The organism is Arthrobacter sp. TmtSoilC48 (assembly GCF_059739425.1).
This window is the reverse complement of record NZ_AP046049.1, coordinates 4,413,751-4,426,413: the sequence shown is the minus strand read 5'-3', so window position 1 is coordinate 4,426,413 and position 12,663 is coordinate 4,413,751. Positions and strand designations below refer to the sequence as shown.

The following is a 12,663-nucleotide window of genomic DNA, read 5'->3' as shown; positions in this document are numbered from 1 at the left end:
GGAAGTGCGCTGAAAACCGTCATGTTGTGAACGCTCCCACGGTGCCTCTATAGGATCGAGCAAATACGAGGATCGAGCAAACACGCGCGCCTGCTGCTGCAGGCGATTAGACAAGACTTGGACCGGACCATGAGCACAAAACCGAGCAACACCGACGTCGAAGCGGCCAATGAAACCAGTTGGCGGCCGCGTTTGGCACTGCTGGTGGCGGCAACGTTCTTCATGGAGTTTCTTGACGGAACGATCCTCACCACGGCCATCCCCAGCATTGCGGCCGATTTCCGGGTGGCACCGGCTGACATCAACATCACGATGACTGCCTATTTGGTGACAGTGGCCATGGGGATCCCCTTGAGCAGTTGGCTTGCCGAGCGGTTTGGCGCCCGCAGGATATTCTGTCTGGCTATTTCGGTGTTCACTATTGCTTCCCTTTTCTGCGCAGTAAGCACCGACTTGACCATGCTGACGTTGAGTCGGGTGGCGCAGGGGGCAGGCGGCGCCATGATGGTTCCCGTGGGCACCCTGGTGGTTTTGCGGGGTACGCCCAAATCCGAACTTCTCCGTGCCACCGCCTACTTGGTATGGCCAGGCCTTCTTGCCCCCGTTTTGGCTCCCATGGTGGGGGGCGCCCTCACGACTTTCCTGTCGTGGCACTGGATCTTCATCATCAACGTCCCCCTCGGCCTGGCTGCCTTCATTGCGGCACTGAGGTTGGTTCCGCGGACTCAATTTGATGCCAACCGCCGTCTTGACTGGTTTGGCCTCTTGCTGACTACCTTGGGCGTGGGTTCCCTTGTGGTGGGGCTGGAAACGCTGGGCGGACACGCATCGAATCTGCTGGCTGTTGTGGTGGTGACTGCCGGCTTGGTTTCCCTCGCAGGTGCGGTCTGGTGGATGAGCAAAGCAAGGGTTCCGCTGTTCAACCTCAGCGTATTTGGCACCAGGACTTTCAGGGCGACATCCACGGGCGGTTTCATTTACCGGCTGACCATCAGCTCGGTTCCCTTCTTGCTGCCTCTCATGTTCCAGGATGGATTTGGGTGGGATCCCTTGAAGGCCGGGGTCATGGTAGCCGCAGTCTTCGTGGGCAACATCGGGATCAAGCCGGCCACCACACCCCTGATAAGGCGCTTCGGGTTCAAACCGGTGCTCGTCTTTGCATCGTTCGCGTCGGCCGTGACGTTTGCCTTGTGTGCGTTTCTGAATGCCCAAACACCAGAGCCCCTCATTTTCGCGTTGTTGCTGCTCAGCGGTGCCTTCCGATCCATAGGCTTCTCGGCCTACGCGTCCGTGCAGTATGCCGACATCGTCCCGGGGCAGCTGCCCTCGGCCAACGCTATCTCTGCGACCCTCGTACAGCTGGCAGCTGCGGCAGGGATCGCTGTGGGGGCCTTGTTCCTGAGGCTGTTCGAGTCAACGGATGTGCTCGGGGTTGACCAGGTAGCAGCCTATAAGGGGGCTTTCATAGCCATGGCTGTCCTCATGTTGGTCAGTACAGTGGACAGTCTGACCCTGCAGCGGCATGCCGGCGCGGAAGTCAGCCACGGGGCGAAGCGCAGCTAGACCGGCGCGGGCACAGGGCTTGGGGTAAAAGCCGGGTTAACGCAAAAGGTCCCGGTTCGAAAACCGGGACCAATTCGCGGAGACGGGGGGATTTGAACCCCCGGTGGAGTTGTGCCCCACACTTCATTAGCAGTGAAGCCCATTCGGCCGCTCTGGCACGTCTCCATTTGCTATTGCTAGCCCACCAAGGATACGCAGAACGTGCCGTCCAGTGCAAAACCGCCTTCAATCGGCTGCCCATTTCGAGGGCTGGCTACCTGCGGGGCCGTTCGCAGGGGCCTTACGTGCAGCGGGCCATCGAAACGGAACCTCAGTTGCTCCCGGCCAGCACACGCCACAGGAAGTGGTTGCTCCGGGCTTGGAGTGCGGCTGCCTGCCTGTTGTCCGAGGCGCCGGCATGCCCGCCTTCGAGTGCCTCATGGAACCAGACATTCGGGATACCCATCGCCTGCATCCGAGCTGCCATCTTTCGGGCTTGGACGGGGCCTACCCGATCATCCGACGTCGCAGTCCAAATGAAGGTTTCGGGGTATTCGACGCCGTCGTGAAGTAGGTGATAGGGGGAGAAGGTCCGGATGAACTCCCACTGCTCAGGCAAATCCGGGTCTCCGTACTCGGCGATCCATGAATATCCGGCAGAGAGTTTGGTGTAGCGGCGCATGTCCAGCAATGGCACGCCGCAGGACACTGCACCAAACAGTTCCGGGTACTGGGTCAGCATGTTGCCTACCAGCAGCCCACCATTTGAGCCGCCCACACAGCCGAGTCGACGGCGGCTGGTCACGCCGCGGGAGATGAGGTCCTGTGCCACGGCGGCGAAGTCTTCGTAGGCACGGTGCCGCTTTTCCTGCAGCGCTGCCCGGTGCCACGAGGGCCCGTATTCGCCGCCGCCACGGATGTTCGCCACAACGTACACACCGCCACGGGTGTGCGAGCCGGGACCGTCAGCCAAGGCAGCAGCCGAAGTGCGACGCTCCAGCCAAGCCCTGCCAATGGTGCCGCTGTAGGCGGGGGTGCGGGAAACTTCGAATCCGCCACAGCCTGAGAGCTGCGTAGGATTTTGTCCGTCCAGGACCAGGTCCTTGGATGCCACCTGGAAGTAGGGGACTTTGGTCCCATCCGCCGAGACAGCGAAATGCTGCTGGACCTCATAGTCGCCGTCATTGAAGAACGACGGCGATCGCTTCACCACGGCGTGCTGGCTGGTGACCCCGGCAGCTGCTCCGGCAACAGACGAACCCGTCGGCCCTGCAGTGAGGGTTCCGCGGGTGAGGGTAGTGGGCGTAGTGAAACCGGTGGCGACCAACCAGTAGTCATTTCCGGCTCCGGATTCATCTTCGTCGTCCACCGCGTAGGCATTGACGTCGTGAAGCGGCGGGCACGCGTCCAGGACGGTGGCAACCCAGCTGCTGTCGGAATCGACGTGGGAAGGGTCCAGCACCCTGATTTCGGAAGAGACGTCGCGCAGGAGGTTGAGCAGCAGATAGTCCTTGGTCCAACTCCACGACTGCAGCGACGTATGGTCATCGGGGGTAAACAGCACCACAAATTGGCGCGATCCAGCCAGGTAGCCTTCGAGGTCAGCGGCCAGCAGGGAACCGGCCGCGTAGGTGACGCCGGAAACGTCCCAGTCCTTCTGCAGGCGGAGCATCAGCCATTCTCGGTGGGCGCTGATGTTCACGTCGGTGGGCACATCGATTTCAAGCCATGAGTCGTCGCGAAGCAGCCACGTCTTGCGGTTGTAGAAGTCGATGTAGTCTACGGCGAAGGTCCGTTCGAAGCCCGGGGTTGAGTCATGGGCCACGATGGCCAGCATGTGGTCTTCGGGGATGTCGAAGATCCGCTCTGCCTGGGCGAGGGATTGGCCGCGACGCAGCTTCACGCCGGTCCGGGCGTACGAGGAGGTGGTTGCAGGCAACCCTTCTGCCGTACTGGAGACAAGCAGTGTGTCCGCATCGAGCCAACTCACGTTGCCTTTTGCCGTGGGCAGATCGAATCCGCCGGCGGCAGGGTCAACAAAGGTGCGGGATTCGACGTCGAACTCGCGGTGACGGTTGGCGTCACCGCCGTCGGGGGACAGCGAAACCATCGCGAAGCGGTACGTGTCCCCGTCCGAAGGACGAAGGAACCCGGCCCCATGGAACACCCATTCGACGCCTTCTGCTGCGGCGAGGGCATCGATGTCCAGCAGCACGTCCCATTCGGGAGCCTCGGAGACGTAACTTTCCCAGGTAGTGCGGCGCCAAAGGCCCTTGGGGTGCTCCTGGTCCTTCCAGAAGTTGTAGTAGAAATCGCCGCGTTTGTTCACCATGGCGATCCGGTCAGTCGAATCCAGGACCTCCAGGATGCCGGCTTCAACCGCTGCGTAGTCTGCGTCCTCCAGCAAATCCTCGGTTCGCGCGTTCTGTTCCCGGACCCAGGCCAGCTGTTCTTCGCCGTGGATGTCCTCCAACCACACGTTCTCATCCGTGGGTTCGGGCGCGATGGTCGCAGCGTGGCGAGGCCCGGACTTGGTCTCCAGATCCGTGTCATTGTCAGGAAGGGGCGTCTGATCAGCTTCTGTGGTGGTCATCGCCCCATCCAAGCAACACTTTTCAACTGGAAGCAAGTCACGCAGAAGTTAGGCTTGAGCGTGGCTAAATCGCAAATCAATCGTGTTGCCCTTATTGGGGCCGGCCCCCGGGGCACGAGTGTCCTTGAGCGGCTACTCGCGAATTGGGCCGCAGGGGCCACCAGCCGCGCGAACCGGACCGATACCGGGCAGCGCACACTGCACATCCACGTTGTGGATCCTTTCCCGCCAGCATCCGGCCATGTGTGGCAGCCGGAGCAGTCCAGGCTGTACCTGATGAACACACAGGCGTTCTATCCGACGCTCATCCCGGAAGACCCCAAGCTTGCGCAGCCCCTCGCAGGCGGTTCGTTCGACCAGTGGCGCGCCGCCCGACGTCGTGATGGACAGGGGCTGAACGACGCCGAAAAGGCGGAGTTGGCCACCTTGGAGTCCCACGATTTTCCCAGCAGGGCGCTCTACGGACGGTACCTGCGGCAGACTTTGGCGGAGCTGCTTCAGCGAATGCCCGACGGCGTGGAGGTCACCTTCCATGAGACGACCGCCGTGGCGGCGCGCCCGGTCCCGGCAAGCCCAGGCATCGCAGGTGGGCAAGCGTTCGACGTCGAACTGGCCGACGGCACTACCCTCACCGTCGGCTCGGTGGTCCTCGCGCTGGGACACATCGAGTCACGTTTGAATCCGGAGCAGCGTTCGTTCCAACGGGCAGCCGACGAGCACGGCCTCCTCTATTTCCCGCCTGCACCGCCAGCCGACGTTGACTGGCAGCGGGTGCCGGACAACGAGCCCGTCCTGGTGCGTGGGATGGGACTGAATTTCTTCGATGTCATGGGCCAGCTGACTGAGGGCCGGGGAGGCAAGTTCGTCGAAGCCGGCGTACCGGGAGCCGGAGTTCTCGAGTACCGGCCCTCGGGCAGGGAACCCAGGATTATCGCAGCATCCCGGCGCGGAACCCCGTACCGGGCCAAGGCTGGTTTGGCAGGGTATTACCCCAGCAGCATCACCATGCGTTACCTGACCGAGGCAGCAGTGGACCGGTTCAGGGCAGCCGGTATCCAGCCCGGATTCGACCACGATCTTTGGCCGCTCCTGCACCGGGACGCCTTGTGGGCCTATTACTCCACCCTGGCAAGGTCGCAGCCTGCCGCCATCCGCGATGCAGCGCAGTTCCTCGCGGACCTTGAGGACGCGTTGCAACCCCACGCGCACACCACCGCCAACTGGGAAAGCGACGTCGCCGCCTTGGTGGACAAGCACGTGCTTGCCTCCCGCCGACTGAATGTCCGCGGACTCGCTGCGCCCTTGGCGGGCCGGACGTTCGCGTCCCGCCGGGAACTGGATCTGGCGATAACGGCCTACCTGGACGACGACGCACGACGCTCCGCACTGGGCGAAGCGGATCCCGTGAAAATGGCAATCGGCGCACTGCACACCGGCAGGGCGATCCTGAAGTCCGTCGTGGCAGACGGTGGTATCACGGACGAATCGTGGGTCGCTGAACTGAGGGGATGGTTCGAATCGTTCGTTGAAGGCCTTGCCAGCGGGGCCCCGGCACTGCGTTCGGAGCAGTTGGCTGCTTTGGCGCGTGCCGGCGTCGTGGGTTTCGTTGGACCCGACCCGAAGTTCAGTGTGGATAGAAGCGCCAAGGTTTTCCGGGCAGTCTCTCCATGGGTCCACGACGGGCCAGCGGAGGCACCCACGTTGATTGAAGCGATGTCGCCGGCCAACAGGGTGGGCATCAATATTTCTCCACTCCTGGAACAACTCATGGCTGACGGCCTTGTGCGAACCAAAATCATGATGAGTGCCGAGGGCACGCCGGTGCAGACAACCGGACTGGATGTGGAACCGCACCCGTACCGGCCTGTGGCGTCCAACGGCTCTGTGACCCGGGGGATGTATGTTTTGGGCCTGCAATTGTCGGCGACCCAGTGGGGAACGGCCATTGCTGCAGAGGCGCGTCCGGCGACCGGGAAGGCTTATGCCAGCGGCCAGCGAACCCTGCGGGATGCCGACGAAATCGCCCGTAGCATTCTGGCCAGCTAGCTGCCTTTGTTTGCAGTGAGTCCAACGCTTCGCTAGTGTGTGAGCTGCATCACCGGCAAAGTGGTGCGCGCTTTTGATCTGCGGCGGGAGAGTCCTGCCGGTACATCCCGTCAGGCGCCGTAGGAGCAAACCCTCCCCAGGAATCTCTCAGGCCCATGTACCGCCGCGGCGAGGCAACTCTGGAAAGCAGTCCGGGCATCCGGGCTCACCGAAGGTGCAAGCAGGCCATCCCTGCGGAAACTCTCAGGTCCACCTACAGAGTGGGGAGGAACCCGAATCATCGTGGCACCCAGTGCCGCCTGAACAATGGAGTTCCTCTTGACGATTCAGCGCCCACCATCCTCCGTCCCGCACCAAGCAGGCTCACCACATCTCGAACCACACCTCGAACGGCAGCTCAGCAACCGGCACATCCAGCTGATCGCGATAGGCGGTGCAATTGGCACGGGCCTGTTCATGGGCTCGGGAAAGACCATTTCTGCCGCTGGTCCATCCGTCATTTTCGTGTACATGATCATCGGCTTCATGCTCTTCTTCGTCATGCGCGCCATGGGCGAGTTGCTCCTGAGCAACCTGAACTACAAATCCTTCAGCGACTTTGCAGCGGACCTGCTGGGTCCCTGGGCCGGGTTCTTCACCGGCTGGACCTATTGGTTCTGCTGGGTCATTACCGGCATCGCCGACGTCATCGCGATCGCCGGGTACTCCAAGGAGCTCTGGCCTTCCCTTCCACTCTGGGTGCCAGGATTGATCACCATCGGCATCCTGCTGCTTCTGAACCTGGCTACGGTGAAAGCATTCGGCGAGACCGAATTCTGGTTCGCCCTCATCAAGATCGTCGCCATCGCGGCACTGATCATCGTCGGTTTGTTCATGATTTTCAGCGGCTTCCAGTCCGACGCCGGACCGGCCAGCTTCACCAACCTGTGGAGCCACGGTGGCTTCTTCCCCAACGAATTCATGGGCTTCGTCGCCGGTTTCCAGATCGCCGTCTTCGCTTTCGTCGGCATTGAATTGGTAGGTACCACGGCCGCCGAGGCAAAGGACCCGGAGAAGAACCTGCCCAAGGCCATCAACTCGATTCCGATCCGCGTGCTGCTCTTCTATGTGGGTGCCCTCATCATCCTGATGTCCGTCACCCCGTGGACCCAGTTCGCGGCCGGCCACAGTCCATTCATTGCGATGTTCTCCCTGGCCGGCCTGGGTGCGGCGGCTACGATCGTCAACCTGGTGGTTCTCAGCTCTGCGATGTCCTCAGCCAACTCGGGTATCTACTCAACGTCCCGCATGGTTTACGGACTGGCCCAGGAAGGCGACGCGCCGGCTGTGTTTGGCGCGCTCTCAAGCCGCAAAGTACCCCGCAACGCCCTGTTCCTTTCCTGCGTCCTGCTGCTGTCCGGCGTAGTCCTCATGTATGCCGGGCAGGACATCGGCAAGGCGTTCGACATGGTGACCACCGTGTCTGCGGTTTGCTTCGTCTTCGTATGGTCCATCATCCTGGCCAGCTACCTTGCATTCCGCAAGCGGCGGCCACACCTGCATGATGCTTCGGCGTTCAAAATGCCAGGCGGCGTGGTGATGGTGTGGGTGGTTTTTGCCTTCTTTGCCTTCGTGCTTTGGACCCTGACCACGCAGCCGGACACTTTTGCTGCGCTCCTGGCCACGCCGCTGTGGTTCCTGATTCTGGGGGTGGCCTGGGTCATCCTGCGTCGCCGGCCAGCGCACCTGGTTCGCTTTAGGGAGTTCCAGGCGCAGCTTGAGAAGGACGCCAAGCACGCGGAGGAACCCGAGCTCGCCAAGAAGTAGGCGAAAATCCAAAAAGGTAGCCCTTCACGAGTCATCCTCCTGAGGGGCTACCTTTCTTGGCGGGTCATGCGAAGGGGCCGCCTAGCCCCTCAGACACTTCTGGTACTCCAACCAGGCCCACGCGTAGTGCAACCAGCCCACGGCGTCGTACCACTTGGACGGTTTGGTGGGCGGAGTGCATTGCGGGGGATTCGTGCCGCTCCCTGCAACCGTCACCAGGGCCTTTACCACGGTTCCGGACTCCACGGCGGTCAGCACCAATGTGCCACTGCCTGCAGCTGCCGCCGCGGGAACCTTGAGGTTCACTGTGGCAGTGCCTGCCGTTACCGGCACGGAGTCGAGCGTTATCGCCGCGCCCTTGCTGTCCACGAAGACGGCATTGAGAGTGTTGTTGGCCGGGCTGCCGATCGAGGTGAGGTTCAGCTTGGAGATAGCGAGTGCCATGGGCTCACCCGCTTTGACCTCTGCGGCGGTGGTGTTTACCACGGCAACTGACCGGCGCGCGAAGTCCGGAGATACGGGGTTGTGCTCACGGAGGTACTTGATCCAGGCATCGCGGTCCACCAACCCGGTGTCTTTCGTGTTGCTGCCTTCCTTGAAGATGCGGAAGTTGTCGCCGCCGGTAGCCAGGAAGCTGAACGTACCGATCCTGTACTGCTTGGCGGGGTCGATGACTGCGCCGCCTACCCAGATGCCGGTGATGCGGTCGCCTTCCGGGCGGGCGGCGTCGTAGGTGTAGTTGACGTTCCTGGAAAGTCCAAGCTGCTGGTACGGGCGGCTGGGAAGTGTTCCGTCAACGTTGGTCTGCCACTGCTGCTCAAGAAGGGTCTTGAACTGGGCGCCAGTGAGGGAGGTAGTCCACAGGTTGTTCACGAACGGCAGGACCGCGTTGGCCTCAGCGTAGGTGATGGTGCCGTCCGGGGCGTAGTAGAGCTCGTTACGCAGGCCGCCAGGGTTCACGACGCCTATCTCCGCAGCACCCAGTTCAGGCGCCTGGAGCGTGTCCACCAAGGAGTCCGCTACCAGGTTTCCGAGGGTGGATTCGTTCGCGCGGTCGTCCCGCTTGGGGGCGCCGCCAGCCGGATCCGGAGTGAAGGCGGTGGTGATATCAGCTGTCACTGCACCCACCGGCTGATTCCCGATCACGGCAGCATCGGCAAGAGCCTTGTCCACGATCGCCTTGACTGCGGCCACGCGAGGATAGGCGGCAACGAGGCTTTCCGAAGTGTCCGTGGTCCGATCCACCACGGCAGCTTTATAGCTTGTGACCGAATGCGTGGTGGTATCGATGGTGAGAGTAACGCTTCCCACGTTTTCGCCGTAGTTGCCGGTCTGCACAATGGGACGGGTTTTGCCGGTGGGTTGGCCGTTGGCGTCCAGCAAGGGTGCGTCCCAGGCGTATTCCTTGTGGGTGTGCCCGGTGAAGATGGCGGCTACGTCGGGGGTGGTCTCGTTGACGAGCTTGGCGAACGGTCCACCGGCTGCGACTTCCTGCTCCAGGGTGGCACCCTCCGGTGTGCCCGATGCAGCGCCGTCGTGGTTTTCCACGATGATCAGATCGGCCAGGTCTTCTGCCTTGATCTTTGCGGCCACCCGGTTGATGGCTTCCACCGGATCACCGAACTCAAGATCCGTGATGCCGGCGGGAGTCACCAGCGACGGCACTTCCTGCGTGACGGTGCCGATGACAGCCACCCGGATGCCGTTCATCTCCAGGACCTTGTACTCCGGCAGGACCGGAGTCTTGGTGCCCGCCTGGTAAACGTTCGCGCCCAAGTAGGCAAACTTGGCGTTGGTACCATCGGCGATGACGCGGTCGCGCAGATCCTGCCACCCGCCGTCGAACTCGTGGTTGCCCACTGCCGAAGCCCGGAGTTCCAAGGCATTGAGGACGTCGATGGTCGGCTGGTCCTTGGCAACCGAGGACGCGAAAAGCGAAGCGCCGATGTTGTCTCCAGCAGAAATGAAGGCGGTTGCGCCGGGGGCGGCCTCGGCGCGGAGCTTCTCCACAGTGCCGGCGAAGAGGACAGTGTTGGAGTCGATCCGGCCGTGGAAGTCGTTGATGCCAAGGAACTGCAGGTCAACAGTGGCCGGCACATCCGGTCCCAGGTTCATACCCACCACCACGGGGTCGTGATCGCTGGCGCGGAACTCGTCTCCGGCATAGTAGTTGGTCACATTGTTGTTATACCTGCTGTACTCCAGCGCCACGGACTCCACGGAGTTGATGTTCCAAATGTCGGTTCCCGTGACTATCCCGGCCGCTGCCGGGGAAGCAAGGATGTGGTCCAGCGAGCCCACCATGCCCCCGAAGAGGTAAGAGTGCTTGCCGGTACCAGCTTCAAGGTCCGCGTAACCTGCGCCAGTGAGGACATTGATGGGGTCTTCCTTGGCATAGGCGTTGAAGTCGCCAATCAGGAAGACCTTGTGTGTGCCCTTGGTGGCTTGGAGGTCCCTGGAGAAGGCGAGGAGTGATTCAGCCTGCTTTGTGCGGGCAATGTTCGAGGCGCCCTGGCCCTTGTCCGTGTCATCCGGGGTTGCAGCGGAACCCTTGGACTTGAAGTGGTTCACGATCGCGATGAACTTCTTGTCCTCGTCCGCGCCGACTGGCTTGAAGACCTGCGCCAGCGGTTTGCGGGCGCTTGCAAAGGCCACGGTGTCGTTGTGGATGATTGACTCCCCGACCGGCTCGGCTACGGCCTTCTTATAAATGAACGCGGTGCGGATCATATCCTCATCGCTGGGAGGGGGAGCGTTTGCGGGTGTCCGCACGTAGTCCCATACGCCCGGCGTCTTCACATTGAGGGCGGCCACCAGCTTGGACAAAGCGTCATCACGGTTCTTGCCGAACTGGGCGGAGTTCTCGATTTCCTCAAGGGATACGACGTCCGCACCTGCCTTGGTAATCGCAGCGACGATCTTGCCCTGCTGGCGTTGGAGGTTCTCAGCATTGGCAGCACCCCGGGCGTTGCAACCTTCCTTGACCGTGATCGGATTCCCGTCCCGGTCGGTGTAGAAAATGCAGCCGCTGAGCTGGTCGCCAGTGGTGGTGAAGTAGTTCAGCACATTGAAGGAGGCAAGCTTTAGGTTTCCGCCAACGTCAGCGGGGCCGTCGGGACGGGTTGTCGTGAAGCTTGCAGGCTGCACAGTCTCCGCATTCGTGGGAGTCAGCGCCGTGAGGGGCTGGAACTTCCACGAATTATTGCCGTAGCCCAGGATCACGTCTGTCCGGAATTGCACCGGAGAGCCCACGCGAACGGAATCGGACGTGGTCAGGTATGGCAGTTGCTGGGCCTTCGTGGTGGCGTCCTTGAGGAAGTTGGTGGACGCGCCGTCGTCGAGCTTGATGGCACGGAGGGCGTTCCCGGCCACCACGTCGGCATATTCTGCTGAACCATAGGTAGCGACCGCCGTCGGCTGCACTAACGGCGATGTCCCGGCCGCGAGGCCGATTTCGCCATACTGGTTCAGCGAATAGTTGTCCGTCACGGTGTACGGGCCTTGTGGGGCGACGAGCATGCCTTCAAGGGCTTCGCGCGCGGCCTCGTTGGCGGGCATCTGGAAGGCAGTGGGCTTTACCTCCGGCGCAGCTTCGCTCAGTTTCTGCAGGCCGGCAGCCTCAACCGTGAGCTGTGTCTGGTTGGCGAACTCGCTGACGACACCCGTGAGTTCCACGTAGTCGCCGGGCTGTACCGTACCCGCCGTCGTGGGGGAGTAGATGAACAAAGCGTCCGACGCCGTCCTGGCCGCCCCTGCGGCCTCCCCGCCGCTTCCGGGGGTTTGGACGTAGTAGCCGTTGAAACCTCCCGAAGCGTAAACGGCAGTTACCTTGCCACGGGTAGTTACCGTGCTGCCGACGAGCGGACTCGTGGCGCCGGTGCCTTGGATTTCGGGGATGGTCCTGGATCCTGGGTCCGGCTCGGGTTCCGCGGGCGGCGTCCCGCCGCCGGACGCCGTGGGCGTTATGGTGGCGCTCAAGCTGAAGTCGGCGGCATTGGAGTCGGTGTCCACACCGTTGCTCCGATTGAGGCTTTTGACGTCAGTGTTGCCCGTGGGGGCGGTTGCTGCCGACGTTTCGAAAGTGTTTGATGTGCCGTAGCCGAGGAGATCCGCGATGGCGGCATTGTCCGTCACGGAGCCAGCGGCCAGGGGAGAAACCGCGTTGGCCTGCTTCGCCAGGACCAGGGTGCCGGCGGTTCCACCGGGGTTCAAGGTTCCAGTTGCCTGCACATCCGGGGCGGGCAGGGCCGGCGCCGTGGAGGTGCTGCTGTTCGTGGCTCCTTGGATCAGGTAATAGCCCTTGGCGGGGATGCTGCCCGTAAGCGGAGTGATGCCGGTGGGCGCTCCCGTGCTGGTTGCCGACCGGTACTGTAGCGACCACCCTGCCAGACTGACCGGAGTGTCCGAGGAGTTGTAGAGCTCTACGAACTTGTTCTTGAAAGCAGAGCCGCTGCTGCCCCCGCTGAGGTAGGCCTCGTTGATGACCACAGCCGAGGTGCCCGGCGGCGCCGACGGATCGTCGGCCGCAATTGCGGGAACGGCTGTCAGCGGAGCCGAGAGCAAACCAATCGAAAGGGCTGCTCCAGCTGCTGTTTTCCAGTGTTTTTGGTGCATCCGCTCTAACTTTCATTAGGAACCCTGTGGGGCTCTTTGGACTACGCCCGCTGTCTTGTGAA

General features: G+C 62.2%; 5 protein-coding genes, 1 tRNA gene and 1 riboswitch. Of the genes, 3 read left to right on the top strand and 3 right to left on the bottom strand.

The features are described 5' to 3' along the window. The first annotated feature begins 129 nt into the window (after positions 1 to 129). Positions 130 to 1,563 (top strand): MFS transporter, encoded by a 1,434-nt coding sequence (locus AC6I97_RS20310; RefSeq protein WP_497946435.1) that lies wholly within the window; start codon positions 130 to 132, stop codon positions 1,561 to 1,563. Positions 1,564 to 1,640: 77 nt separating this feature from the next. Here the strand turns inward: AC6I97_RS20310 and AC6I97_RS20305 are convergent. Both AC6I97_RS20305 and AC6I97_RS20300 read right to left on the bottom strand, forming a co-directional pair. After that, positions 1,641 to 1,728 (bottom strand) — tRNA-Ser (locus tag AC6I97_RS20305). A gap of 145 nt (positions 1,729 to 1,873) precedes the next feature. After that, a complete protein-coding gene (locus AC6I97_RS20300; RefSeq protein WP_497946434.1) occupies positions 1,874 to 4,135 on the bottom strand; it encodes a prolyl oligopeptidase family serine peptidase in 2,262 nt (753 codons plus the stop codon). Positions 4,136 to 4,195: 60 nt separating this feature from the next. Between AC6I97_RS20300 and AC6I97_RS20295 the strand changes: the two genes are divergently transcribed. Together AC6I97_RS20295 and cycA are read left to right on the top strand one after the other, a co-directional pair. Further along, positions 4,196 to 6,181, top strand: coding sequence for an FAD/NAD(P)-binding protein (locus AC6I97_RS20295; protein WP_497946432.1), 1,986 nt, complete (start codon positions 4,196 to 4,198; stop codon positions 6,179 to 6,181). Between the two features lie 74 nt (positions 6,182 to 6,255). Next, positions 6,256 to 6,354: riboswitch (glycine riboswitch) on the top strand. Between the two features lie 145 nt (positions 6,355 to 6,499). Then, entirely contained in the window at positions 6,500 to 7,987 is a 1,488-nt protein-coding gene (gene cycA / locus AC6I97_RS20290; protein ID WP_497946429.1) for a D-serine/D-alanine/glycine transporter, read from the top strand. 81 nt (positions 7,988 to 8,068) lie between these two features. Here the strand turns inward: cycA and AC6I97_RS20285 are convergent, their stop codons facing one another. Further along, entirely contained in the window at positions 8,069 to 12,601 is a 4,533-nt protein-coding gene (locus AC6I97_RS20285; RefSeq protein WP_497946426.1) for an ExeM/NucH family extracellular endonuclease, read from the bottom strand. Positions 12,602 to 12,663 lie beyond the last annotated feature (62 nt).